Source organism: Burkholderia sp. Bmkn7 (assembly GCF_041103175.1).
Classification (GTDB): Bacteria; Pseudomonadota; Gammaproteobacteria; order Burkholderiales; family Burkholderiaceae; genus Burkholderia; species Burkholderia cepacia.
This window is the reverse complement of sequence record NZ_JBGCUH010000002.1, coordinates 606420-630135: the sequence shown is the minus strand read 5'-3', so window position 1 is coordinate 630135 and position 23716 is coordinate 606420. Positions and strand designations below refer to the sequence as shown.

Genomic DNA, 23716 nt, shown 5'->3' with positions numbered 1-23716 from the left:
AACCATCACGCGAACGGCTGCACCGCGCCCCGCCCTTTCGCGCGGACGCCGCGCGCCACGACCGCGCAATACCGGCGCCCTTACCCGACATGCCGGGGCGCCCAACCGAATTCAGCTGGAGAAAAATCCGTGTTTACCTGCCGAAACCAGAGCTGCGGCACGCAGTGGGAACAGTCCGACGTCGTCATCAAGGACGAAGGCCAGGGGCTGCTGTTCCGCTGCCCGCTGTGCGGCGCCCGCAACTACCTCGAGCGCTTCGAGGACGATGAAGGCAACGTCGCCTACGAACAGATGGAAGGCAAGCCTTACCTCGGAGACCTCGAATGACCCAGCCGACCGCCACGCCCTTCAGCGCGCTGCCGCTGACGCCGGCCACGCTCGCCAACCTCGCCCAGCTCGGTTATGTCGACATGACGCCGATCCAGGCCGCGAGCCTGCCGATCGCGCTGGCCGGCCAGGACCTGATCGCGCAGGCGAAGACGGGCAGCGGCAAGACCGCCGCGTTCTCGCTCGCGCTGCTGGCCCGCCTCGACGCGCGCCGCTTCGACGTGCAGGCGATGATCCTGTGCCCGACGCGCGAACTCGCCGACCAGGTCGCGCAGGAAGTGCGCCGCCTCGCACGCGCCGAGGAGAACGTGAAGGTGCTGACGCTCTGCGGCGGCACGCCGATGCGCCCGCAGGCGCAGAGTCTCGAGCACGGTGCGCACATCGTCGTCGGCACGCCGGGCCGCATCATGGATCACCTCGATCGCGGCAACCTGAAGCTCGACGCGCTGAACACGCTGGTGCTCGACGAAGCCGACCGGATGCTCGACATGGGCTTCTTCGACGACATCGCGAAGGTCGCGCGGATGTGCCCGACCACGCGCCAGACGCTGCTGTTCTCCGCGACCTATCCGGACGGCATCGTCAAGCTGAGCCAGCAATTCCTGCGCAATCCGAAGGAAGTGAAGCTCGAGGAGCGTCACGACAACAGCAAGATCCGCCAGCGTTTCTACGAAGTGACGGAGAACGAGCGTCTGCATGCGGTCGGCCAGTTGCTGAACCATTACCGGCCGGTGAGCACGATCGCGTTCTGCAACACGAAGCAGCAGTGCCGCGACCTGCTCGACGTGCTGCACGCGCAGGGCTTCCACGCGCTCGCGCTGCACGGCGAGCTCGACCAGCGCGAACGCGACCAGGTGCTGATCCAGTTCGCGAACCGCAGCTGCTCGGTGCTGGTGGCAACCGACGTCGCCGCGCGCGGGCTCGACATCGCGCAGCTCGAAGCCGTGATCAACGTCGACGTGACGCCCGATCCCGAAGTGCACGTGCACCGCATCGGCCGGACGGGCCGCGCGGATCAGGACGGTTGGGCGCTGAGCCTCGCGAGCATGGACGAGATGGGCCGCGTCGGTGCGATCGAGCAGGCGCAGAAGCGTGACGTCGAATGGCATCCGCTCGCGGAACTGAAGCCGGCCGACGACGGCGTGCTGACGCCGCCGATGGAAACGCTGCAGATCCTCGGCGGACGCAAGGACAAGATCCGCCCGGGCGACGTGCTCGGCGCGCTGACCGGCGACGCCGGGTTCGACGGCAAGCAGATCGGCAAGATCAACGTGACCGAGTTCTCGACCTATGTCGCGATCGAGCGCGGCGTCGCGCGCGACGCGCTGCGCAAGCTCAATGCGGGGAAAATCAAGGGCAAGCGGGTCAAGGTCCGGTTGATGGACGAAGAGTAATGCCTGCGCGCGCCGTGCGACTTGCGCGGCGCGCGCCCGGCATCGTCGGATACTGACGCCTCTCGTTGCGCGTCGATCCGGCTGAGCGCGGCGCAGCGGTGCTCACAACGCTCATGCTGCTCATGCCGCTCACATCGTTCACGCCAGTGCGGGATACCCGTGCGCGGCGGCCTCCTGCGCGAATCGCTCGATCGTGTCGTAGTCGTTCGGCAACAGCCGCTCGAATCCCTTCAGCCGCAGCACGCGCGCCCGTTCGTCATCGGCCACGACCGCGATGTCGAGTGCGTCCTGCAATGCGGCGATCCGTGTGTCTTCCAGCGCCCGCGATGCGATGAACGGCAATCCCGGCGCGGCGGCAGTCATGCCGATGACCCGGATGTCCTTGAGCAACCCGGGCAGCGCGTCGCCCACATACGCGAATGTTACGCAGTCGATCGCCGCGCAATCCGCTTCTTCCGCAGCCAGCGCACGCAATACGTTAAGGTGCGAGCCGAGCGCGGCAACCGAGCCGAAGAAGCGTCCGTCGTGCGCATGCGGCGCAACCGCATGCCGGAGCGCGTTCATCCCGCTGTGAGAGTCGTCACCGTTGAATGCGGCCCGCAGCCCCCGGCAGGCAGCAAGCGTCGTCGCGCCGCCGGCATGTGCGCGTGCCGACACGACCAGCATGCTGCGGTATTGCGCACCGTCGCAGCCGTCCGCATCGAAACGCGGTGTCGCGATCAATCGCACCTCATCACGCAAGCCCAGCATACGGTACGGGTAACCGCAGGTCTGCGACAGCAGCAGGTCACCGCGCCGCCACAGCGCGTGCAGGTCGCCGAACGGTTCGTCGGGCAGCGCGACATCGGCGGGCCCGCCCGCGTTCGCAAACGCGACGAGCGCGTCGCGCAGCAGCGCGCGCCACAGCACGGCATGGCGCGGCGTCACGTTGTACATCGGCAGGGCGGCGATCCATTGGCTCATGCGGCCATTCTACGCAGCGACGGCGGCACAGTGGAACCCGGTTCATCGCGCCGGAACGGGGGCACGACCGTCATGCCACGCGCCCGAAGCTTATCGGCCGCGCGACGATAAGCAAATGCGAATCGATTGGTTGGCCATGCCAAGGGATCCCGGTACCGTCGTGATGCCTGCCCGAGCATCGCCATCGTCGCGATACCGGACAGGCCGACCCTGATCCGCGAGACACCTGCGCACCGGGCCGAGCGCACCGGTTCAACCGCTCGTTCCCCGCACTGCCCGTTCAATCCTGCCTCAACGCCATGGCCGAATACTTCGACGTCGACCACGCGCGTGCGATCGCCGCGCTCCACGCCCGCTTCACCGCTCGCACCGAATGGCCGACCTGGCTGCTGGTCGCCGCGATCTATGGCGGCTGGCTCGCCGTGCTGCTGCTCGTGCGCGAACGACACCTGTCGCTCGCGGCCGCGACGCCGCCGCTGATCCTGCTCGGCGCATGGCACTTGTCGCTGCAGCACGAACTGCTGCACGGCCATCCGACGCGTTCCGCGTTCGTGAACAAGCTGCTCGGCTATCCGCCGCTGACGGTCTGGTATCCGTACACGCTGTATCGCGACACGCACCTCAACCATCACCGCGACGAAGACCTGACCGTGCCGGGCGTCGATCCCGAAACGAATTACGTGACGCGCGAACGCTGGGCGCGGCTGCCGCGCTGGCGTCGCGCGCTGACGGTCGCGCGCAAGACTTTCATCGGACGAATCGTCGTGGGGCCGCCGCTCGCCATCGCCGCGACGGCCGCCGATGCGGTCGCCAGGTTCCGGCGCGGCGACTTCCGCCATCTGCCGATGTGGATCATGCACGTAGCCTGCGTGGTCGTGCTGCTCGCATGGCTGCAACGCGAGATCGGCGTGCCGTGGTGGTACTACCTGCTGGCCGTCACGTGGCCCGCGCTGTCGCTCGCGATGATCCGCTCGCTGTACGAGCACCGCGCCGCGCGGCACCCGAAGGCACGCATCACGATCAACGAAGCCGGCTTCGCGATGCGGCTGCTGTACCTGAACAACAACTACCACCTCGTTCATCACGACCTGCCGAAGCTGCCGTGGTACGACCTGCCGCGCGCGTACCGGATGCGGCGCGACGCGTATGCGAAGAAATGCGGCGGCTTCGTGATCCGCGGCGGGTATCGCGCGTTGCTCGCGCGCCATGCGTGGACGCCGACCGATACGCCCGTGCATCCGTTCGACCAGGGCACGGCGTCGCTGTCGACGGGGAGCGGGGTGAAGGTGGCGGTGGTCGACGAGGTGCTGCAGATCAGTACGTGACGTGCGTCGGCGCCGCACTTCTTCGTGAAGCAGCCCGATTCAGCGACGCGGGCGTCAGGCCGTACGGCCGCCGATTCGTCCGCCTCGCCGCCTTTCCCTTACGAAATGCCGACGATGCTGCTCGCGCCCGCGCATTGCCAATTGCGCCGCCAATGCCCAGAATGACGGCTCATCCGGGGCTTCCAACAATCATTCGCCCCGGCTCTGCCTCGCGGCCGCGCGCCGCATTCCCCGACGACGATGCAACCGAACTCCCCGCCCGGCGCAATCCGCGCGATCGGCAACGACTGGTCCGTTTCCGCGATCACCGCGGGCTTTCTCGCGGTCCTGATTTCCTACGCGGGCCCGCTCGCGATTTTCTTCCAGGCGTCGCAGGCCGCGCACGTGTCCAATGAAATGGTGTCGTCGTGGGTCTGGGCGATCTCGATCGGCGCGGGCATCTCGGGCCTGTTCGCGAGCTGGAAGCTGAAGGTGCCGGTCGTCACCGCATGGTCGGCACCCGGCACCGCGCTGCTCGTCGGCCTGTTTCCGCAACTGACGCTCAACCAGGCCGTCGGCGCCTACATCACGGCCGCGCTGATCATCCTGCTGATCGGCGTGACCGGCTATTTCGACCGGCTCGTGCGTCACATTCCGCGCGGCATCGCATGCGGGATGATGGCCGGCATCCTGCTGCCGTTCGGCACGCACGCGTTCGCCGCCGCATCGGAGCAGCCCGCGCTCGCGTTCGGGATGATCGCGGCCTACGTGATCTTCAAGCGCCTGCTGCCGCGCTACAGCATCGTGCTCGTGCTGCTGACGGGCGCCGCGCTCGCGACGGCGCTCGGGATGACGCATCTCGGCAATGTGTCGCCGAGCATCGCGCACCCGATCTTCATCGCGCCCGAATGGACGCTCGGCACGACGCTCAGCCTCGCGCTGCCGCTCGTCGTCGTCAGCCTCACCGGCCAGTTCCTGCCGGGCATGACGATCCTGCGCGTGTCCGGCTATCACACGCCCGCGCGCCCGATCATCACGGCGACCAGCGTGATGTCGCTCGTGGTCGCGTGCTTCGGCGGGATCACGATCGTCGTCGCGGCGATCACGGCCGCGCTGTGCACCGGCAAGGACGCGCACGAGGATGCGGGCCGGCGCTACGTCGCCGGGCTCGCGAACGGCGCGTTCTACCTGGTCGGCGGGCTCTTCGCGGGCACGATCGTCACGGTGTTCTTCGCGCTGCCGAAGGCGTTCGTCGCGATCCTCGCGGGGCTTGCGTTGATCGGCGCGATCGGCGCGAACGTGCACGGGATCTTCGAGGACGAGAATCACCGCGAGGCGTCGGTGATCACGTTCCTCGCGACGGCGTCGGGCATGACGTGGCTCGGGCTCGGGTCCGCGTTCTGGGGGATCGTGATCGGGTCGTTTTCGTATGCGGTACTGAACAAGGTGCGGCGACAAGTGTGAAGCGCCACGCGCGACGCTCGCCACCGCGTCGTTCAGCGCGCGTGCTGGTGCAATAGCTGCACGAGTGCATCGGCCGGCGCCGTCGCCCCGTAAAGTCGCTCCGACACGCCCTCCTCGACGTCGATCTGCCCGGCGTTGTGCACGTCGTAGAGATCGACGATCAACTGCGCATGGCGTTCGCTGAGGCCCGCGCGCAGCAACGTCGCGGTCCAGGTGTCGCGCGGCAGTTCATGCGCGACGATGGCACGGCCGGCCACCGCGCCGAGCGTATCCGCAATCGCCGTCACGCTCACCCGCTGCGGCCCTTCGACGCTGACGATGCGCGGCCCGTTGCCGCCCTCGGGCGCATCGAGCAGCAACCGCGCCGCGACGACGCCCACATCGGGCGCCCAGACCGTCGGGAACACCTTGCCGACAGGATGGTGGAAGCTCGGCAGCACGCCGGTGCCGAGCGCGAGCGGCAGCACGCGCGCCCAGTTCTGCAGATGCTCGGCCGAACGTAGCAGCGTCAATTGCGTCGGGATCGTTCTCAGCCGTTCCTCGAGGTAATGGAACAGACGCGTGATGCCCGTGTTGCCTTCGCGCTCCGCGCCGTAATCCGACAGGGCGAGCAGCGCAGGCGGCGGGTTGGCGGCGAGCGCGGCGGTGGCCACGTCGATCGTACGCATCATCGTCGCCGCCGGATCGGGGTCGGCGACCGGCACCGGGCACAGTATCTGTACGGCCTGTGCGCCGTCGATTGCCGCAGCTATCGCGTTTGCGTCCGTCAGCTCGGCGATCACGACATCGCAGCCAAGCTGCGCGAAACGCTCACGATGGCGTGCGTCGCGCAACACCGCGCGCACGGGATGGCCGGCGTTGCGCAAGGTCGTCACGGTCGACTGGCCGACGTTGCCTGATGCTCCGAAGATCACGAACACGATCCGCTCCTGGGGGGATGAAGGTGGGGTGATTGTCGGGTTGCGCGGTCAGCGTGTCGGACACAGACAGATGAATCGGACAGAAATGGATGAACGATTCAACATCTGACGATTTTTTCTGATTTCAGAAGCGTTCAGCTCCTACCGGACGAAAGCGTCCCCCAACCGGAAGTACCTGTCGCTCACGTTCGACGGGATGCCGATGAGCGACATTGGCGTTACCAATTTTCGGACTCGTCTCATAGACGCTTAGTGATTCAAAAGACCACTATTCGACCGTGGAAAGCCGATGCTGTTGAGCACCGGCAAACCCAAACCGGTGAGCGGTGGCGGCCATCGAAAATTCGAAATGACTTACGACGCCGAGAAGCGCACTTTGACCGCCGCCGTGTGTATTGAAGTCGAGCGTCTGGATCTTCATCACATCAACCAGTTCACCGGACAAGCTGCCGTCCGTCGGCTTGGGACGTTCGAAAGACGAAGCCCGCGTCACGTGGGTATGGATGCGGCCACTTGATGTGGCGGTGCGCTAGGTAGCATCGCCACCCTTTCAGGCAAGGCATCCCGCAAGGCCATGGGCCAAGGAGTTGCGAACATGAAGATTCTCGGATGGATACGTCAAGGCGACCAGGCCGCCTGCGGCGCCCCCGTATCCACAGGCGACGCGGCTTATGAGAGCCACGGCAGGTCGCTGGCATATCGCGGTGCTTCGATGGCGTGCCCCAAACGATGCGTCATTGCCGAAGGGCACCCTGATTTTGTGCTGCCTAACGGTTGCACGGTGCCGCATCATGGGCAGCGCACCAGTGGTGGGTGTCCACTACAGTCCTCCCTCAACGACGTGCACGGCCTGCGTAATGCGAGTGGTAAGCCAGTCGCGACAACGTTCTATCTGTCCAGTAGCGGCACATGGCTGCCCCGGTTCGGCCCCGAGCGGCTGACCAACAGTAGCCCCGACGAGCAGGTGCGCGCCATCGACCCGAAAACGGGCCGCCCTATCCCTCATCTGGCCTACTACATCGAGGCACCGGATGGTTCGGTCTACATGGGGCACACAGATGCTCAAGGGCTATGCAAGCGCATTGCGACCCATCATCTGGAAACGTTGATCGTATGGTTCGGAGAGGAGGCAACCCGGAAGCAGGAGGACAGCCGATGACCGGGAAGGCGCAGACCAATCGTCAGCAAGGCTCCGTCGCGCAACTGCCCTATCGGCGCAAAATCCGCCTTGTATTGTGGGGTGGCGCGGCCACAACGGGAGATAACTCGGCCTTTCAGTTCGCGGCACTCAACGTCATCAAGGATTACAAAGCACGCGATAAAGGTAACTACGAGATCATCCAGAAGAACATCGCCGTCGCGAAGGACATCGTGTTTCATGTCAACGCCCAAGAGGACGACAGCATCGCCTCGCTAGACATTTTCACGCACGGCGGACCGCAGGCCCTGTACTTGACAACGGCCAGCCCCGACACCAGCCCGACGCTACGCTACGTACTTCATAACTCCAGCCTTTATCGCTCGGTGGGGCGGATGGTTTTCAACGCCGCCGGATGGACGGCCGGATCGGCACTCATCCGCGAAATCTCATTTTCAACGTTTATCACCAACGCCAAGATCGAACTGCATGGCTGCAAGACGGCGGATGCCGCCTCCGACGGTGACAATATCGCCGCCGATTTTTCGCAACGCCTTTTTGCCGCCGGAAAATCGACGTCCACCGTGATTGGCCACGCCGACAAGGCCACCCCCAACATCAAGGGAGGCGGCGAGAAACTTAACGAGCAGGACTATAGACATGGGCTGCGCCTGATCTATCGGAACGGCCAGGTATTGAAGACAACCCGGCAGAAGGGCCAGCTCTCCGAGCGTGAGTTGGAAGCCTTGTCGAGTGAGGAAGGTTAGTGCGATGGTCCGAGGAATCCTGCGCTCACTCGCGGTAGCGTCGCTGGCCGTAGCCGTTGCCCTGGTCTTCTATGGCTTGCTCGACCTATCCCACACGACTAACGGCGACGAATACGTCGACACCCGGCGAATGCTGTTTGATAACGGCGTCTACCCCTTCTTGTGGGGCGTCTCGTTTCTGGTGATCGGCCAACTCACACGATGGTGGGGTTATTGCCCCGTGGTACGGATAAGCTCGCTGGCCGCGCTTGCGTGGTTGGTGACGTTGCGCTTGACCACCCCCGCCCTCGTTCCGGATAGCGGCGTCTTTCCTTCGCTACGGCTATTGGACGAATTGCTCGTCCTGAGCGCAGGATGGCTGTTGCTTACCATGGCGGACGGCTACATCCAACGCGCAATCGCTACGATAGGCCACCTATTTTGGCACCGCTCCTGACATGACACCAAGCGAAATGGATGAGGTGATTTGTCAGCCTGAAGTCAGAGCGACCACAGCGGCACGCGCGCAACCTAATCTCCATCGTCCGAGACTCACGAAACGCTTGTTCGCCACCGCGGTCCAGACGGAAACAGCGTAGGCACCCTCATCGTCAAAGGTCAACCTCGGAGAACAAGATAGTGCGTAGCCGCCCCCTTTTCACCGCTTGCTTTCTCGTTGCGTTCATCGGGTTCTCCGGTTGTTCATTCGCATCATCTGATTTAAACAGCAGCCCCGCAACCGAGTGGACCATGTTCAGAAGAACAGTCGAAGGATATCGAGAAAATATAAATAAAAAGGAGAGCATTAAAAATGCCAGGGAAGCCGAGGAGAGAGGTCGAAAGGCATTCCTAAATGGAGATCTTCAAAAGGCTTACCTCCATGGCTACGGTGACGCAATAGCATGGCTCCCGAGGCCCGAGTATTTTTTTATAGTCGGAGATATCAATCTTCGCCACAAATTATCACTTCACAGCGACTCCCCTTACGCAACATCAGAATACAAGAAATGTTGGGATAAATATCTATTCGCCGTCGACGTACAGAGAACTATCAATTACGATTTTCAAAGAGGATTCGGGCTGACAGAGGAATTGAATTTATCGACCACCAGGAACTCAAAAATCTACAAGCAAGCCATCGCCAACGCATCCTGCTTCGCACGATTGACAAGCAAATATTCTGAAGGAGTAGGTCCACAGTGCGTGCCAGTCAATGAAGTAAAAGCCTGCCTTGGAAGTCCGCTCTTGTTCCTATATCACTAGGCCATAAAACCGCCATCGCCGCTGTTTAGGTTGGGGGTGGCGTCCACTGGCGCTACCTTTCACCAACCCCATTACTGCCCCAGACACATCGCCGTAATCGGTGTACGTTCATGCCCGGATTCCCGGCCGATTGCCTGCAATCACGGTGGCCGTGTCGAAACAGGTACCGAAACCGACATGGTCACCGGATTTGTAGCCATGCGTCAGCCCTTCCCCTCGCCGTCATACGCCAGCCTCAACCCACCCCGCTCACCCGATCGCGCAATCTCCGTCGGTGTCGCACCCACCACGCGATTCATCCAGTTCGCCATGTGACTCTGGTGCGCAAACCCGGCTTCGAGCGCGATCTGGCTGATACTCAGCCGGCCTTCGAGCAGCAACGCCTTCGCCCGCTCGACGCGGCGCCGCACGACGTACTGGTGCACGGGCATCCCGAGCGTTTCGCGGAACAGCACCTTGAAATGCGGGACGCTGATCGACACGAGCGCCGCGAGTTCGGCAAGCGTCATGCGCCGCTCGAGATTCGCTTCGACATAGTCGATCACGCGTGCGGCCGCCTTCGGCGCGAGCGTGCGGCGGCGCTCGCGAAACGCCGGCTGGCCGTCGACCAGCCGCGCGACGAGCGCCGTGCACAGGCTTTCCGCATAGAGCGGATCCGACGCGTCGTCTGCTTCGAGTTCGGCCGCCATCGCCCACGCGATGTGCTGAAGGCGCGGGTCGCGCACCTGCAGCCGGCGGCGGATCTGCCCCTGCGACGGCTTCAGTTCGAGCTGCTCGACGGTGCGCCGCACGAACGTGTCGCTGAGCATGATGTGCAGGATCCGGCAGTCGGCGCTGTCGGTCCACTGGCCGGGCAAGCCGGCCGGAATCACGTCGACGTCGCCATGCGCCTGGATACGCGATACGCGCTCGCCGTCGCACACGCAATCCGCGCGAACGGGCCCGCCGATATGCACGCCGATCCGGTGATGCTCGGCCGCCGGAATCCGGTAGGTGCCCGCGCGGATTTCCAGCAGCGACGCGCCGAAGCCCTGCCAGCCGAGCCCGCGGCTGGAGCGCAGGCTGACCGGGACGCCGTTGTCCGTCGGCGCCGCGAGAATCGCATCGCTCATGGCCTTCCTCCGGTGAATGGGGATGTCGAACGCGCATTGTGACGCGTTTTCGGCCCGCCTGCCGGGCCTGCCGGCGGCTCACCCCGGTCGAGCAGAAAAAGATCATCCGTTTCTGCTCGGGGCCATCCTTGCGTGTGCGCCGGCGGGCGCCGTGCCGCTTACGATGGCCCCATCCGACACCTACGGAGACCGTCATGCCTCACTGCCTTGCGCAACGCACCGCGCTCACCGCGCCGTCGCCCGCCGCCACCCGCCCCTCGTCCGGCCCCCGCTCCCGCAACGACCGCACCACGCTCGCCGCCCTGTGCCTGCGCATCGTCGGCTGGTACCGGCTCGAACGGCTGCTCGCGTCGATCCCCGACAGCAACGACGACTTCGGGCTCGTCTGACCGGCCGCGCGGCCGGCATCGTCCACCTACTTGCGCCGCCGCTCGTGCGGTGCCACCGTCGCGCCGTCGATCACCGGCGCGCCCTGCTTGATCAGGAAATCGCGGAACAGCCCCGTGACCTGCGAAATGCGCCGGTCGGCGAGCGTGACCACATACCATTCGCGTTCGATCGGGTTGCCGGGGAACGGCAGTTGCCCGAGCAGCCCGGTGCGCAATTCGAGTGCACACGCGTGCAACGACAGGAACGCGACACCGAGCCCGGCTTCGGCCATCTGCTTGATCGCCTCGTTGCTCGACAGTTCGGAGCCCACATGGAAGCGGTGGCCGGCCGTCTTGAACAGGTTCTCGACGGTCGAGCGCGTGCCCGCGCCGCGTTCGCGCACGAGCAGGTGCGCGGATTCGAGATCCTTCAGCGAGATGCGCTTGCGCTGCATCAGCGGATGGCCAGGCGCCGCGACGAACACCATCGGATGCTTCGCGAACTCCACCGCATGCGTACGCAATTCCTTCGGCGCGCTGCCCATCACCGCGAGATCGATTTCATGCGTGGCGAGCATGCGGATGATGTCGTCGCGATTTCCAACCTTGAAATAAGTCTTCACATGCGGACGCGTCGCGGTGAATTTCACGAGCAGCGGCGGAATCAGGTACTCGGCCGTCGTGATCGCGCCGATCCGCAGCGTGCCGCCGAGATCGCCCGTCAGCGCGGCCACTTCGTCGCCGGCCTCGCTCCACAGATGCAGGATCTCGCGCGCATAGCGCGACACGATCTCGCCGGCAGCGGTCAGCTGTACCCCGCGCCCCACCCGCTGCAGCAAGGCGGCGCCCACCGCCTCCTCGAGCAGGCGAACCTGCAGCGACACGGCCGGCTGCGTCAGGTTCAGCTCCTCGGCCGCCCGCGACACGCTGCCGAGCCGCGCAATCATGTCCAGCGCCTTCAGCTGCCGGAACGTCGCGGTCTTTCCTATAAGTGAATACATATGGGTCGCTTATAAACATTAAATTGTTCGAGTGGGTTCGAAACTATATCGTCGGTTCTTGAGCAATGTCATCCGAATCGTCATTCAGCGGGAGCCCCACATGGACAACACCACGCCCAACCTTGCAACGGACCGCGCACCGCGCCTGCCGCGCATCGTGATCGTCGGCGGCGGCGCCGGCGGCCTGCACCTCGCCACGCGTCTCGGCGATACGGTCGGACGCCGCGGGCAAGCCGAAGTCGTGCTCGTCGACCGCTACCCGACGCACTTCTGGAAGCCGCTGCTGCACGAAGCCGCTTCGGGCCATCGCGACCCGGCATCGCACACGATCGAGTACGCGGCGCAAGCAAAGCGCCACGGTTTCCGTTTCGTGCAGGGCGCGTTGCAGCGGGTCGACCGCGCGGCACGCATCGCAACGATCGCGGCCGTGCAGGACGCGGACGGCACGGAAATCCTGCCGCAGCGCGAACTCGACTATGACGACCTCGTGCTCGCCGTCGGCAGCGTGACGAACTTCTTCAACGTACCGGGTGCCGCGCGCCATGCGCTGCCGCTCGAAAACCTCGACCAGGCCGAGGATTTCCGCCGGAAGTTCCTCGCGGCCTGCACGAAGGCGAATCACCTGGCCGAGCAGCAGCCCGCGCGACGCGCGGCGCCGATCTGCATCAACGTGATCGGCGCGGGTGCGACGGGCGTCGAGCTGGCAGCGGCATTGCGGCATGCGATCCAGCAGCTGACGACGTACCGCTTCAAGGCGCTGGTATCCGCACGCGACGTGCACATCCGGTTGATCGAAGGCGGCCCGCGCATCCTGCCGGCACTCGACGCGCGGCTGTCCGGCAAGATGCACGCGCAGCTTCGCGCGCTGAACGTGGACGTGCTGACCGATACCCGCGTCGCGGAAGTCGGCGCGGATGCGGTGACGACCGCGACGGGCGAACGGCTCGCGAGCGACATCACGATCTGGGCGGCCGGCGTGGCGGGCCCCGCGATGCTGCGCGAAATCGGCGACATCGCGCTCAATCGTGCGAACCAGGTGATCGTGACCGACACGCTGCAGACGCCGGACGATCCGCACGTGTATGCGTTCGGCGACTGCGCCGCATGCCCGACGGCCGGTGCGAGCGGCTTCCTGCCGCCGCGCGCGCAGGTTGCGTACCAGCAGGCCGTGTATCTGGTCAACGCGTTCGCGCGCCGTGTCGCCGGCAAGCCGGTGGCCGGCTTCACGTTCCGTGATGCAGGCACCGTCGTGTCGCTCGGGCATGCGGGCGCCGTGTACCAGGCCGACCTCGGCGTGCGTTCGCGCTCGCTGATCGTCGACGGGCTCGCCGCGATCGGCCTGTACAAGTTCCTGTATCGCAAGCACCTGTTCAGCGTGGTCGGCGTGAAGCGTGCGCTGTTCCAGTCGCTGAGCCACTGGCTGCAAAGCCGCAACCAGCCGTCGATCAAGCTGCACTGAGCGACGACTCGCACGCAGCATCGCACAACGGCATATCGGGCGACCATCGCTCGATATGCCGTTTTTTTATATGCATATAACGGTTGCATCCACAACGTGCGCGAGTTTGGTGCATCACATCGAAGACCGTCGATGCCAGGCTTGTCGCTCGAAAAATGTCGCGCGACACACATCCCGCGCCGGTTCTGGCTGACACCCCGATTCATTAGTCGAATCGTATAGGTCGGATAAAAATATTAATTGGTTGTGTTTTCAGGATCGACGCTAAGGTGTGTGGCATTCCCGTCGGCGAACGGATCATCACGTTTCTGAAGAGGAATCACCGTGGTTATCGAAGCCATCGTCACCCGTCTCGACGCAGCATTCGCGCAAATCGAAGCAACACCGGATTCGCATGAATCGCGCCATCAACGCGACGCGATCATCCAGTGGCTCGACCGGGCATCGGAAGAAGGATATCGACTCGGTCTCGTCACGACGCTGCCGGCTGCACGGCTCAGCGACATGTTCGAAGGCCAGTTCGGCCGCGCGAACCTCGACCGCTTCTCGGTCGTCGTCACCGACGCCAATCAGCAGGACTCCCGATCAAACCAGCATCCTTTCGACGTCGCACTGCAGGCACTCGGCGTACCGCCCGAACGCGCGGTGGGGATCGCGAGCAGCGAACCGGAGCGCCGGGAAGCCGAGCATTTCGGCCTGTCGCGCTGCGTGAACATCACCGACACCGTGCGCTCGATCGCATCGGCCGGCCTGCACTGACCGCCGGCACACCGGCTGGCGACGGCCGGCCACCCTCGATCCGGCGGCCATCCGACGATTGCCCGACCGAATCCTGACATTCTGCTGTCAAAGTCGCTTGCAACACTTCCGGGCTTGACCGATCCCTCTCGGAGACGGGACGACGCGAAACCGCATCGTCCCGCCCGTTGCACACCACGATGACACGCCCGACCCGCACCGCCGCCGCCCTCGCCGTTGCCTGCCTGCTGCTCGCCGCTTGCGGCGGGGACGATTCGACACCGCCCGCGGCCTCGGCCGACAACAGCGGCTCGACGCCCGCACCGCAACCGCAACCCCAGCCCACGCCGGCACCCGCGACTTATTACCAGACGAAGACGCCATACCGTCCGCAGCAGGACGCCGCGACGTACGAAGCACCGCCCGCCGGCTACGCGCCCGTCTACACCGAACTCGTCGCGCGCCACGGCTCGCGCGGGCTGTCGGGTTTCAAGTACGACGGCGCGATCTACGCGATGCTGGTCAAGGCCGAAGCCGACGGCGCCCTGACCGCGCTCGGCGCACAGCTCAAGGCCGATACGTACGCGATGATGAAAGCCAATGCGCTGCTCGGCTATGGCGTGGCGGGCATCTCCACGCCCGGGTACGGCAACCTCACGCAAACCGGCATCCGTGAACACCAGCAACTCGCCGCGCGCCTCGCGCAGCGACTGCCCGCGCTGTTCGCGGCCGGGAACCGGCAGATCGTCGTCGTCAACTCGGGCCAGGACCGCGCGGTCGACAGTTCGACCTTTTTCTCCTCGTCGCTCGTGGCCGCGCAACCGGCATTGGCCCCGGCGATCACGCTGCCGGCCGCGCCGTCCGGTTATCCCGCGAGCGCGCCGGTCGCGCAGCCGGCCGGCACCAACCGTTTCCTGCTGTACTTCCACTCGCTGAAGCCGGCCACCGACCTCGTGACCGATGCGGGCAATCCGTACTACGCGACCTACCAGGCGAGCCAGGCCTACCAGGCCTATGCGAACGACGCGACGGTGGCCGCGAAGCTCAACGCGATCAAGGCCGCGCCGCAGGCGGCCGACGTCGCGCAAACCGTGCTGTCCGCGCTCGTGTCGCAGGCATTCATCGCGAAGCTCGGCACCAGCGGCTACACGTTCGCGAACACGGGCACCTACGCGTTCACGTCGGCGGACGGCAAGTTCACCAACACGCTGAAGGGCGACGGCAAGACGAAGATCGCGACGGCTGTCGATGCGGTGAACGTGCTGTACAACCTGTTGCAGGTCGCGCCCGCGATGGTGGCGGAAACGGGCGGCGTCACGATGGAAAAGTACATCGGCGCGGAGCAGGCGCAGTATCTCGCGTATCTGCAGGATGCCGAGGACTACTACCAGAAGGGGCCCGGCATCCAGGAAGCGAACCCCGTCACGTACCGGATGGCGAAGGTGCTGCAGGACGATTTCTTCGGCGAAGTCGATGCGATCGCGCGCGGCGACCTGACCCACGCAGCGAAGCTGCGCTTCACGCATGCGGAGATCATGATTCCGTTTGCGTCGATCATGAACCTGAAGAACGTGTTCGTGCCGACGCCGCAAGCGCAGACGTACACATACGCGAACAACCCATGGCGCGGCGATCAGGTGTCGCCGATGGCCGCGAACATGCAGTGGGATGTCTATCGCAACGGATCGCGTCTCATCGTGAAGATGCTGTACAACGAGCGCGAAACGGATTTCCAGGCTGCGTGCGACGGCGCGAAGCTCACGCCGGGCAGTCACTTCTACGACTACGCGGGGTTGAAGCAGTGTTACGGGTATCAGTGACGTGATGCAGGCAACGCCGCGCGCGACAAGCCCGTTTCGAAACCCGGACGCTGCACCTCGCCCGGGTTTCAGCATGCACGCGCCTGCCTGCTAGATCTTGCGGACGCCGTTCTGAAGCAGCGTCCGGTGCAGGAGGTCCACCTGCGACGCCGCGAGCACCCGCTTCGGGATGAGGCGGAACATCACCGCCGACTGATAAAGCAGGATCACAAAACGATCCTCGCTCCAGTGAACGAGATCCGCGAAGCGAAATTCCTCGTGCGAGGTCGGGGAATCGACCACGAAATGGTCGCTGCGCCAGATGACCGTGTGCGGCTGCTGGAGGGTCTTTTGCTGGCTGTAGATCTTGCGAGCGGCACGACGCAACAGCAGATGGTTGAGCAGCGGCACGCCGATCGTGACCACCGCCGCGATTCCCAGCATCCACCAGACGTTCCGCCAATCCGGCAACGCGCCGCTTGCCACCCGGAAACCACCGAACAAAAGGACGGCATACGCTATCGACGTGATCGCGAATGCCTTGAGCAGATATTTCCAGTTATATCTGCGCCAAAGATTCAGGCGGTAAGCGTGGACCAGATCGTCCACCGTCGGTTGAAACACGATATCGGTATCGCTCATGTGCGGGCTCGGAATGTTCGCTGTTTTTATGCTTGCGCTGGATTGTTCACCGCGAGCGCCGCGATGCGGACAGTCGGCGACGCGTGCGCAGGGTGACCTGCAAACGAAGCCGCGCGAAAGCGCCGGCCATTCGATGCATGGATCGCCAATATACATGCGCAGAACGCGGACTCAGGCGAATCGCGGATCGACGACGGCGCTCAACCTGTCGGGCATGCACTTCCGACGCTCACGCAACCCGCCCGCCCCCCTGCCCGCTGAGCATCCCGGGCTCGACCAGCATGACCTCGATCCGCTCCTTGCCCTTCCCGGTGTTCTTGCGCTTGAGCGTCAGCATGCCGATCTCGCCGGTCGACGCCGGATGCGTGCCGCCGCACGCCATCGTCGCGAAGCCGTCGACCGTCCAGAAGCGGCGTTGCGCGTCGACATCGCTGAAGCCGGTCACGATGCGCAGGTCGCGCATCGACAGATCGGCCGCGGCCGATTCGATCTCCGGAAACAACGGCGACAGGCTCGTGTCGCTCGCGAAGTCGACGCGTGCCTTGTCCTGCCCGATATGCGCGCCGATGCGCTCGATACCGGGCCGGAGCCGGTAGACCAGTTGCAGCACCATTTCCGCCGCGAAGTGCAGGCGCATCAGCCGGTACCGGCGCACCCAGTCGATGCGCCAGGTCACGCGATCTCCGACGTTCAGCAAATGATCGTGCGGCAGCGTGTAGACGATGTCGAGACCCTGCTTTTCGGCGCGGATGACCTGATAGCCGCCGAGCGAACCCGCGTCGCTTTCCTGTCCGCCCGAAAACGCGAAGAAGATGGTCGCGTCCACCTGCACGCGTTCGCCGTCGACGTGCGTGACGACGGTATCCAGCGTGGTCCGGTAGGGATCGTCCCAGAATACTTTCTGCGTCATTGCCGCCGCGCCTTTCGCCGAGGAAAGCACGCAGGTTAGCCGGATCGCGTCGGGGTGGCTTGTACGATCTTGCGCCCTTGCGCCGGCGCACCGTCATCAGCCATGGCACGCGCTGCAGTCGCGGTATCCTCTTCGCCCTTGCGTTCGACGCTCCACGTATGGATCGGCCGATGCCCCGGCCGCTCCCATTCGGGCGGCATCCACAGATGCTTCAGCCGCTGCAGGATCGGCCCCGGCGCGAATACGTCACGCCACATGTCGACGAATTCGTGCAGGTTCAGCACCAGGAAGTTGTACGAACGAATCTGCTGCGTGATCCCGTAGTCGACGGGCTCCGTTTCCTCGACATAGGTGCCGAACAGGCGATCGAAGACGATCAGCACGCCACCGTAGTTCCTGTCGATATAGCGCGGATTGCGGCCGTGATGCGCGCGATGGTTCGACGGCGTGTCGAACACGTACTCGAACCAGCGCGGCAGCCGCCCGATCGCTTCGGTATGCACGAAGTACTGGTACACGAGATCGACCGCGAGCAGGAACAGCACGACTGCGGGCGGGATGCCGAACCAGACTGGCGGCAGGTAGAACAGGAACACGCCGACGAACGCGTTCAGCAGCGACTGCCGCATCGCCGTCGTGAAGTTCATCACTTCGCCGCTGTGATGCGGCACATGCGCGGCCCAGAACCAGCGCACGCGGTGCGACGTGCGATGAAACCAGTAGTAGCAGAATTCCACGACGACGAAGATCGGCACGATCGTGAGGCCGTTCACCGGCACGTCGAACAGCCGGTGCCGGTAGACCCACGCGAAGATCGCACCGGTGAACAGGAGCCCCATCACGGTCTCGGCCACCTGATAGCCGGCGCCGAGCGACAGGTTCGCGACGATCTCCTTCCAGCGAAACGGCTCGCGGCGGCCACGCCCGGTCATCACCGCGTATTCGATCGCGAACGCGATCAGGAAGACCGGCGTCATGCCGATCAACAACACCTGCTTCCAGTCCACGTCGTTACCCAGGAACGCATGGAGCCACGTCATCAACTCGGTCGGCATCTTCGCAGCCTCGATCAGGAACTGGCCGGCAGTATGGTCGCGCGCGGGTCGCTCCGCGTTGACACTTGCCGACGATTACTTGACACTTTCCGCCATGCCCGCCGCCTCCCCGCTATCGACGCAGCGCGTCTACTACTCGAGCACCTACGTGCGGCTGCTGTTCGACTATCTGTCCGAGCAGGGTAAAGACGCCGCATGCGTGCTGGGCGAGGCGCGACCGCCCGAGGACGACCGCGGGCTCACGCTGTACGCAAGCGCGCACTGGCGGCGCCTGCTCGAATGCGCGGTGCACGTGCTCGACGATCCGCTGCTCGGCCTGCACGTCGGCCAGCGGATCACGCCGGCCCATCTCGGCGCGCTCGGCTACGCGCTGCATGCGTGCCGCGATGCCGGCGCCGCGCTCGCGCGCTGGCAGCAATACGAACACCTGATCGCGAACGTCGCGCGCATGGAAGTGCGCGTCGAGGCGGCGTCGGTCGCGATCGAATGGCACGATGCGCCCGAGCCGCTCGGCCCGCTCGTCGACGAAGTCGCGCTCACGGCCATCGTCCAGTTCGCACGCAACATCACCGGCACGCGTGACGGGCCCGACGAAGTCTGCTTCGTGCACCCGTCGCCCGGCGACGATCGGCCCTACGTCGATTATTTCGGCTGCCCGGTGCGGTTCGGCCAGCCGGTGAACCGCCTCGCGTTCCCGCTGCACCTGCTGACACAGCCGCTGCGCCAACCGGACGACGCGCTGCTGCAGATGATGGAACGGCAGGCAAGCGCGCTGCTGGCCGAGTTGCGGCAGACGGACGATCTCGAACAGTCGGTGCGCGAAGCCGTCGCGCGCCTGCTGACGCAAGGTGAAGCGAGCATCGAACAGATCGCGTCGGACCTGCATGTTTCGTCGCGCACGCTGCATCGGCGGCTTGCCGAACTCGGGCTCAACTTCCGGACACTGCGCGAGGACACGCGGCGGCGGCTCGCGATCGACCACCTGAACGATCCGCGGCTGACCCTCGCGGAAGTCGCGTGGCTGCTCGGGTATTCGGAACACAGCGCATTTACGCGCGCCTTTCGGCGCTGGACCGGCGAATCGCCGCAGCAGTGGCGCAGCCGGCAACCTGCGCGGGCGGCCAGCGTCGCGCGCGGCTGAGCGCCACTGAGCGCCACTGAGCGCCACTGGGCGCAGCGCGTAACCGTGCCGCCGACGAACTCGCGTCCACCCGCGCGGTCGAACGAGCATCGCCGGAGAATCCCATGAAACGCGTTGCCGCTGTCGCTGTCCTGACCCTGCTTGCCGCCGTCAGCTTGCCGGCGGCCGCCGGTGCACCATCCGGCAGCGCCGGGCCGGTTCCCGTTCAATCGCACGCGAACAACTGCGTGCAGTCCCGCAGCGCCACGCCCGACGCGCGCTCGCCGTCGAAGGCGCCGCCGATCCGCGTATGCGTCGGCGATTCCAATACGCAACTGAACCTGCCGTGGTTCCTGACCGATGTGCTCACCGCGGTGGACACGCACCAGTCGGGCGGTGACCTGCTGCGAAAGATGCGCGACGATTTCTGAATCGCGGCCCGCGCGGCGCGCGGGCACCGCATCGTTCACTCATCTTCGGACGCCTGCAGCACCTGCGTGAACGTGCCGACCATGCCAGCCCACATCGCGGGGTCGGCAATGCTGCGCAGCAGCGCAAGCGCTTCCTTTCGTTCGTCTTTCGAAAGCGGACCATGTGCGCCGCGGATGGTGTTGTAGCGCGGCGTGCCGCGCGACGCGAGCGCGCGATCGAGCACGTAATCGCGGGCCTGCCCGTTCATGTCGATCCGGATCCACAGCGAACCGCCGTCGGCTGCGGCTGCACCATCGGTCACGATGACCGTGGGCACGGTATTTTCTTCCATCCCGAAGCTCCGGCGAGACATGCGACCGTATCGCGCGGCGACCGAACGCGGGCCGCGGGCAAGTCGGCAAAGACAGCATCCCGAAAGAATGTTTCTTGTCGAGACACAATGACAAAATTACACCAATTGTTGAATAACAATATTTCGTAATCTCTCATCACATCTTATACTTGCCGCGCACCATCCTCGTGCCAAGAGACGGTGTTTTTTCGTCCCGGCCGCAAGACCATGCGGCCGGGGTTTTTTCGGTGTGCTCCGCCAGTTCATATGCGCCGAATGCGCATGTTCATGGAGGCAAGCCTCGGAATGAACGGCCCATTGCGACGAGGCGGTCACGGGTGTCCGTCGCGATCGTAGGATCGATCGCATCGAGATGGCGGCGCGCATGACGCAGGCGTGCCGTCGATGTATCGACCGGTACGACTTGCCTCTCCCAACACACAACACCAAAGGCGACCGCGGGAATGTCGGCGTTCACGCCAGGCTCGAAACCAGTGTTCCAGCGCAGCGGCGCGTGGCCGCGGGTCGTCTTGTTCGTCGCCGTTATCGTTTGCGTACTCGTGCCGGCCTTCGCGATCGCGCTTGCCGACCGCTATGCGCGCGATACCGTCATCGAACATGAACACGTCGTGGCGAACGATATCGTGGCATCGGTCGACCGCATCCTGGACGGCGCGCGCCTGCGACATGTGGACGAACTCACCGCACTCGTCGGGCGGCCATGCTCGGCGGTATTCCGGACGCTCGCCGAGATAGGCACGCGCCTGCGCTACCTGCGCGCCGTCGCGCTGGTGTACGACGGACGTGTCATGTGCTCGTCGGCGCTGGGGGCAATCGACTTGCCGCTGGGCGCGTACACGCACGAGCCGGAGCCGGGTTCGACGCTCGTCACGCTGCTGCGCCAAACGCCGTTCCAGCAGGGCATCCCGGTGCTGCCCGTGTTTTACGCCACCGCGCCCGGCGCGGGCGTGCTCTACCTGGTCGAGGGTGACTACGTGGCCGACGCGCTCGCGCACGGCGCCCGCTACGGGACGGAAACCGCGACGCTGTCGATCGCGGGTTCGGGCCATCTCGATCAGTACGGGAAGTTCGCGCCGGAATCGGCAGCGGAACCCGCACGCGGCAGCACGATCGTGTCGCCCCGCTGGCCGTTCACGGTGTCGGTTGCGGCATCCACGCGCTACGCGTCGCAGGTTCGGCACCACTATCGGCTGATCGGCATCACGATCGTGCTGCTGGCGGATGGCCTCGTGATGGCGGCCTACCTGCTGGCGATGGCACCGCGCCGGCTGCTGCTGAAGGCCGTGCGCAACGCGCTCAGGCGCGACGAACTCCATGTCGTGTACCAGCCGATCGTCGAGGTCGGGACGCGCAGGACCGTCGGCGTCGAGGCGCTGCTGCGCTGGCAGCACCCGAAGTGGGGGGCCATCAGCCCGGCGGTGTTCATCCCGCAGGTCGAATCGAGCGCGGTGCTGCCGAAAGTGACCGAATTCGTGCTGCGGACCGCCGTGTCGGAACTCTCCGCGCTGACGCCGTCAACGCCGCTGCGCATCGCCGTCAACATCGCGCCGAAGGATCTCGAGCGCACGCGGTTCGTGTCGATCGTCGAGGATGCGATTCGCGCACTGCCGCCCGGCTTTACGCTGGTGCTCGAAGTCACCGAGCGCATCCTGCTCGAGAAGAACGCGCGGACCACCGCGATCTTCCATGCGCTGAGAGCGAAAGGCGCGAAATTCGCGATCGACGATTTCGGCACGCATCACAGCAACCTCGACATGCTGTCGCGTTTTCCGTTCGACTACGTGAAGATCGATCGCCAGTTCGTCTCGCAACTGAACGGCGGCAGCGCGGGATTGATCGAGGGAATCGCGTCCGTCGCGCATCACTACGACCTGAAGATCATCGCCGAGGGCGTGGAAACGGAAGCACAGCATCGCGCGCTGCAGACGGTCGGGATTCAGTATGCGCAGGGGTATCTGTATCAGCGGCCGCAACGGGCAGAGCACTTGAAACGGGATGTCGCGTGGGTGTAGGGCGCCGGTGCGTACGCTGATGCGCCCGCTGCCGAATCGCCGCGGGTCGTCTGGTCGCGCACGCGGCTCACGCCATATCCGCTTGCGGGTTTCACGCCGACGGCATGCCTTGCGACGGTCCAGCGGTCTCGCGACGCACAGCGGCATAGAACACGCGGAACCACACCCAGTAGGCCGCGCCGGTTCCGGCGAGAACGACGACCGGCATCATGCCGGACATCAGGCTGGCTATTCCGAGCACGTCGCCCACGAGGCGCAGCACCGCATAAGCCAGCAGCAGGACCGATACCATCGACGCAAGCGACGCCCCCAGCAGACGCCGGACGTGCAGCCGACCGAGATCGCGAGGCAGGCCGAGCATCGCGCCTGCGAAGACGATCGCGGCGGGCACGACGATCCCTCCGACGTAGTTCAGCATCACGAGCTTGAGATCGTCGTCGAAATGGTCGAGCAGGATCATCACGGCCTGCGTCATGAAAAGCAGCAATACGCTGGCAAACAACCAGGCCGCGAGACCCGCGATGCGCCGCCGCGCATTGCCGCGCGGCGCCTCGGGCAACGCGTCGTTGCGAAACAGGTGGGTGACGAACCACCACGCAAGCCAGGCGACGAGCGCGTAGAGGACGGCATTCACCGGCGCGATGAGCGTCACGATGTGCGTCAGGCTGAGAGAACCACCGCGCAACATGCCCACGAGCGCCTGGAATACCAGCACCTGCGCGGCCTGCCAGACCAGCAGGCATAACGCAAAGGCCGTCAGCGGCAACGCGGGGCGACGGAATGCGAGCTGATCCCGGTACTCTCCATGCCAGCGGACGATCAGGAACACCAGGCCGCTTCGAAACACCAGGCTCCCGATGAAAGTGGACAGTTGCACGGCCAGCATATTCACGGACGGCGAAGACTTCGTCGACCACACGTAGAGGCCGATCAGAAATTGCGCCGTGGTGATGACCGCCGCGATGAGCGCGGCGATACCGGGTAAAGAAATTTGCCGGGAGGAGGCGTTCATGGGGAGTCCGAGGTAAATGGGTTCATCGGCAATGCGTGCGGCGCCGCACTTCCAGGCAAACCGAACAGCCACGCCCTCCCTGCAGCAACAGGACGGCCGGGCATCCGCCGGGAGAATGCGCGTGTGCGTTTCGTGTGGTGCTTCCGGGCAGCGACCCGCGGCCCCGACCGGGGCGACGCACCGGT

The 23716-nt window shown here is 65.0% G+C and carries 25 protein-coding genes; 16 read left to right on the top strand and 9 right to left on the bottom strand.

Translation table 11 applies throughout. The features are described from left to right. Positions 1-129: 129 nt before the first annotated feature. Positions 130-327: a hypothetical protein gene (locus tag AB3K92_RS08730; RefSeq protein ID WP_021157994.1), complete on the top strand. Its 198-nt coding sequence runs from the start codon at positions 130-132 to the stop codon at positions 325-327. Then, complete coding sequence (dbpA, locus tag AB3K92_RS08725; RefSeq protein WP_048021368.1) at positions 324-1721, top strand: ATP-dependent RNA helicase DbpA; 1398 nt, start codon at positions 324-326, stop codon at positions 1719-1721. The genes AB3K92_RS08730 and dbpA overlap by 4 nt, the downstream gene beginning before the upstream one ends. Before the next feature lie 138 nt (positions 1722-1859). Here the strand turns inward: dbpA and AB3K92_RS08720 are convergent, their stop codons facing one another. After that, entirely contained in the window at positions 1860-2684 is an 825-nt protein-coding gene (locus AB3K92_RS08720) for a phosphate/phosphite/phosphonate ABC transporter substrate-binding protein (RefSeq protein ID WP_369464832.1), read from the bottom strand. A gap of 299 nt (positions 2685-2983) precedes the next feature. Between AB3K92_RS08720 and AB3K92_RS08715 the strand changes: the two genes are divergently transcribed. Both AB3K92_RS08715 and AB3K92_RS08710 read left to right on the top strand, forming a co-directional pair. Further along, the gene (locus AB3K92_RS08715; protein ID WP_226204985.1) at positions 2984-4009 is read left to right on the top strand and encodes a fatty acid desaturase; all 1026 of its coding nucleotides are present in this window, start codon (positions 2984-2986) and stop codon (positions 4007-4009) included. A 240-nt stretch (positions 4010-4249) separates the two neighbouring features. Beyond that, on the top strand, positions 4250-5452 hold the full coding sequence (locus AB3K92_RS08710) for a benzoate/H(+) symporter BenE family transporter (protein ID WP_124627110.1): 1203 nt from the start codon (positions 4250-4252) through the stop codon (positions 5450-5452). Positions 5453-5484: 32 nt separating this feature from the next. On the opposite strand, the gene AB3K92_RS08705 is transcribed toward AB3K92_RS08710, so the two are convergent. Then, on the bottom strand, positions 5485-6372 hold the full coding sequence (locus tag AB3K92_RS08705; RefSeq protein WP_369464830.1) for an NAD(P)H-binding protein: 888 nt from the start codon (positions 6370-6372) through the stop codon (positions 5485-5487). Positions 6373-6661: 289 nt separating this feature from the next. Here AB3K92_RS08705 and AB3K92_RS08700 point away from each other — a divergent pair, with 289 nt between their 5' ends. The 5 genes from AB3K92_RS08700 (at position 6662) to AB3K92_RS08680 (ending at position 9519) form a co-directional block, all read left to right on the top strand. Continuing rightward, positions 6662-6889, top strand: a complete 228-nt coding sequence (locus AB3K92_RS08700) for a hypothetical protein (protein ID WP_369464829.1) — start codon at positions 6662-6664, stop codon at positions 6887-6889. 78 nt (positions 6890-6967) lie between these two features. Then, a complete protein-coding gene (locus tag AB3K92_RS08695) occupies positions 6968-7531 on the top strand; it encodes a PAAR domain-containing protein (RefSeq protein ID WP_060218531.1) in 564 nt (187 codons plus the stop codon). After that, positions 7528-8277, top strand: coding sequence for a hypothetical protein (locus AB3K92_RS08690; protein WP_060218458.1), 750 nt, complete (start codon positions 7528-7530; stop codon positions 8275-8277). The genes AB3K92_RS08695 and AB3K92_RS08690 overlap by 4 nt, the downstream gene beginning before the upstream one ends. A gap of 4 nt (positions 8278-8281) precedes the next feature. Then, complete coding sequence (locus AB3K92_RS08685; protein WP_226193510.1) at positions 8282-8713, top strand: hypothetical protein; 432 nt, start codon at positions 8282-8284, stop codon at positions 8711-8713. A gap of 293 nt (positions 8714-9006) precedes the next feature. Continuing rightward, complete coding sequence (locus AB3K92_RS08680; protein ID WP_133295788.1) at positions 9007-9519, top strand: hypothetical protein; 513 nt, start codon at positions 9007-9009, stop codon at positions 9517-9519. 203 nt (positions 9520-9722) lie between these two features. Here AB3K92_RS08680 and AB3K92_RS08675 read toward each other — a convergent pair whose 3' ends face one another. Next, complete coding sequence (locus AB3K92_RS08675) at positions 9723-10631, bottom strand: AraC family transcriptional regulator (protein ID WP_059493008.1); 909 nt, start codon at positions 10629-10631, stop codon at positions 9723-9725. A 194-nt stretch (positions 10632-10825) separates the two neighbouring features. On the opposite strand from AB3K92_RS08675, the gene AB3K92_RS08670 reads away from it, so the two are divergent. Continuing rightward, complete coding sequence (locus AB3K92_RS08670) at positions 10826-11020, top strand: hypothetical protein (RefSeq protein WP_059709232.1); 195 nt, start codon at positions 10826-10828, stop codon at positions 11018-11020. Between the two features lie 26 nt (positions 11021-11046). On the opposite strand, the gene AB3K92_RS08665 is transcribed toward AB3K92_RS08670, so the two are convergent. Beyond that, entirely contained in the window at positions 11047-12000 is a 954-nt protein-coding gene (locus tag AB3K92_RS08665) for a LysR family transcriptional regulator (RefSeq protein ID WP_021158002.1), read from the bottom strand. 100 nt (positions 12001-12100) lie between these two features. Here AB3K92_RS08665 and AB3K92_RS08660 point away from each other — a divergent pair, with 100 nt between their 5' ends. The 3 genes from AB3K92_RS08660 to AB3K92_RS08650 all read left to right on the top strand — a co-directional run bounded on the left by AB3K92_RS08660 (position 12101) and on the right by AB3K92_RS08650 (position 16017). After that, positions 12101-13459 (top strand): NAD(P)/FAD-dependent oxidoreductase, encoded by a 1359-nt coding sequence (locus tag AB3K92_RS08660; RefSeq protein WP_369464828.1) that lies wholly within the window; start codon positions 12101-12103, stop codon positions 13457-13459. Between the two features lie 324 nt (positions 13460-13783). After that, entirely contained in the window at positions 13784-14218 is a 435-nt protein-coding gene (locus AB3K92_RS08655; RefSeq protein ID WP_048021354.1) for a phosphatase, read from the top strand. Between the two features lie 179 nt (positions 14219-14397). Next, positions 14398-16017, top strand: a complete 1620-nt coding sequence (locus AB3K92_RS08650) for a histidine-type phosphatase (RefSeq protein ID WP_369464827.1) — start codon at positions 14398-14400, stop codon at positions 16015-16017. A gap of 90 nt (positions 16018-16107) precedes the next feature. Here AB3K92_RS08650 and AB3K92_RS08645 read toward each other — a convergent pair whose 3' ends face one another. The 3 genes from AB3K92_RS08645 to AB3K92_RS08635 form a co-directional block, all read right to left on the bottom strand. Next, a complete protein-coding gene (locus tag AB3K92_RS08645) occupies positions 16108-16638 on the bottom strand; it encodes a YcxB family protein (protein WP_318827659.1) in 531 nt (176 codons plus the stop codon). 229 nt (positions 16639-16867) lie between these two features. Further along, the gene (locus tag AB3K92_RS08640) at positions 16868-17548 is read right to left on the bottom strand and encodes an alanyl-tRNA editing protein (protein WP_059857983.1); all 681 of its coding nucleotides are present in this window, start codon (positions 17546-17548) and stop codon (positions 16868-16870) included. 35 nt (positions 17549-17583) lie between these two features. Next, a complete protein-coding gene (locus AB3K92_RS08635) occupies positions 17584-18603 on the bottom strand; it encodes a sterol desaturase family protein (protein WP_059489608.1) in 1020 nt (339 codons plus the stop codon). Between the two features lie 94 nt (positions 18604-18697). On the opposite strand from AB3K92_RS08635, the gene AB3K92_RS08630 reads away from it, so the two are divergent. Next, on the top strand, positions 18698-19744 hold the full coding sequence (locus AB3K92_RS08630) for an AraC family transcriptional regulator (protein ID WP_369464826.1): 1047 nt from the start codon (positions 18698-18700) through the stop codon (positions 19742-19744). Positions 19745-19848: 104 nt separating this feature from the next. Beyond that, positions 19849-20154 (top strand): hypothetical protein, encoded by a 306-nt coding sequence (locus tag AB3K92_RS08625; protein ID WP_369464825.1) that lies wholly within the window; start codon positions 19849-19851, stop codon positions 20152-20154. A gap of 35 nt (positions 20155-20189) precedes the next feature. Here the strand turns inward: AB3K92_RS08625 and AB3K92_RS08620 are convergent, their stop codons facing one another. Continuing rightward, positions 20190-20486: a hypothetical protein gene (locus tag AB3K92_RS08620; RefSeq protein WP_104766528.1), complete on the bottom strand. Its 297-nt coding sequence runs from the start codon at positions 20484-20486 to the stop codon at positions 20190-20192. Between the two features lie 464 nt (positions 20487-20950). On the opposite strand from AB3K92_RS08620, the gene AB3K92_RS08615 reads away from it, so the two are divergent. Then, entirely contained in the window at positions 20951-22519 is a 1569-nt protein-coding gene (locus tag AB3K92_RS08615; protein WP_042973830.1) for an EAL domain-containing protein, read from the top strand. A 91-nt stretch (positions 22520-22610) separates the two neighbouring features. Here the strand turns inward: AB3K92_RS08615 and AB3K92_RS08610 are convergent, their stop codons facing one another. Then, positions 22611-23531 (bottom strand): hypothetical protein, encoded by a 921-nt coding sequence (locus AB3K92_RS08610; protein WP_146107265.1) that lies wholly within the window; start codon positions 23529-23531, stop codon positions 22611-22613. Positions 23532-23716: the final 185 nt, after the last annotated feature.

What these genes read in the sequence shown, in the direction of transcription:
- dbpA (WP_048021368.1), top strand. Translation starts at nt 324, where the DNA reads ATGACCCAGCCGACCGCCACGCCCTTCAGCGCGCTGCCGCTGACGCCG.
- AB3K92_RS08720 (WP_369464832.1), bottom strand. Translation starts at nt 2,684, where the DNA reads ATGAGCCAATGGATCGCCGCCCTGCCGATGTACAACGTGACGCCGCGC.
- AB3K92_RS08715 (WP_226204985.1), top strand. Translation starts at nt 2,984, where the DNA reads ATGGCCGAATACTTCGACGTCGACCACGCGCGTGCGATCGCCGCGCTC.
- AB3K92_RS08710 (WP_124627110.1), top strand. Translation starts at nt 4,250, where the DNA reads ATGCAACCGAACTCCCCGCCCGGCGCAATCCGCGCGATCGGCAACGAC.
- AB3K92_RS08700 (WP_369464829.1), top strand. Translation starts at nt 6,662, where the DNA reads ATGCTGTTGAGCACCGGCAAACCCAAACCGGTGAGCGGTGGCGGCCAT.
- AB3K92_RS08695 (WP_060218531.1), top strand. Translation starts at nt 6,968, where the DNA reads ATGAAGATTCTCGGATGGATACGTCAAGGCGACCAGGCCGCCTGCGGC.
- AB3K92_RS08690 (WP_060218458.1), top strand. Translation starts at nt 7,528, where the DNA reads ATGACCGGGAAGGCGCAGACCAATCGTCAGCAAGGCTCCGTCGCGCAA.
- AB3K92_RS08685 (WP_226193510.1), top strand. Translation starts at nt 8,282, where the DNA reads ATGGTCCGAGGAATCCTGCGCTCACTCGCGGTAGCGTCGCTGGCCGTA.
- AB3K92_RS08680 (WP_133295788.1), top strand. Translation starts at nt 9,007, where the DNA reads ATGTTCAGAAGAACAGTCGAAGGATATCGAGAAAATATAAATAAAAAG.
- AB3K92_RS08675 (WP_059493008.1), bottom strand. Translation starts at nt 10,631, where the DNA reads ATGAGCGATGCGATTCTCGCGGCGCCGACGGACAACGGCGTCCCGGTC.
- AB3K92_RS08670 (WP_059709232.1), top strand. Translation starts at nt 10,826, where the DNA reads ATGCCTCACTGCCTTGCGCAACGCACCGCGCTCACCGCGCCGTCGCCC.
- AB3K92_RS08665 (WP_021158002.1), bottom strand. Translation starts at nt 12,000, where the DNA reads ATGTATTCACTTATAGGAAAGACCGCGACGTTCCGGCAGCTGAAGGCG.
- AB3K92_RS08660 (WP_369464828.1), top strand. Translation starts at nt 12,101, where the DNA reads ATGGACAACACCACGCCCAACCTTGCAACGGACCGCGCACCGCGCCTG.
- AB3K92_RS08650 (WP_369464827.1), top strand. Translation starts at nt 14,398, where the DNA reads ATGACACGCCCGACCCGCACCGCCGCCGCCCTCGCCGTTGCCTGCCTG.
- AB3K92_RS08645 (WP_318827659.1), bottom strand. Translation starts at nt 16,638, where the DNA reads ATGAGCGATACCGATATCGTGTTTCAACCGACGGTGGACGATCTGGTC.
- AB3K92_RS08640 (WP_059857983.1), bottom strand. Translation starts at nt 17,548, where the DNA reads ATGACGCAGAAAGTATTCTGGGACGATCCCTACCGGACCACGCTGGAT.
- AB3K92_RS08635 (WP_059489608.1), bottom strand. Translation starts at nt 18,603, where the DNA reads ATGCCGACCGAGTTGATGACGTGGCTCCATGCGTTCCTGGGTAACGAC.
- AB3K92_RS08630 (WP_369464826.1), top strand. Translation starts at nt 18,698, where the DNA reads ATGCCCGCCGCCTCCCCGCTATCGACGCAGCGCGTCTACTACTCGAGC.
- AB3K92_RS08625 (WP_369464825.1), top strand. Translation starts at nt 19,849, where the DNA reads ATGAAACGCGTTGCCGCTGTCGCTGTCCTGACCCTGCTTGCCGCCGTC.
- AB3K92_RS08620 (WP_104766528.1), bottom strand. Translation starts at nt 20,486, where the DNA reads ATGGAAGAAAATACCGTGCCCACGGTCATCGTGACCGATGGTGCAGCC.
- AB3K92_RS08615 (WP_042973830.1), top strand. Translation starts at nt 20,951, where the DNA reads ATGTCGGCGTTCACGCCAGGCTCGAAACCAGTGTTCCAGCGCAGCGGC.
- AB3K92_RS08610 (WP_146107265.1), bottom strand. Translation starts at nt 23,531, where the DNA reads ATGAACGCCTCCTCCCGGCAAATTTCTTTACCCGGTATCGCCGCGCTC.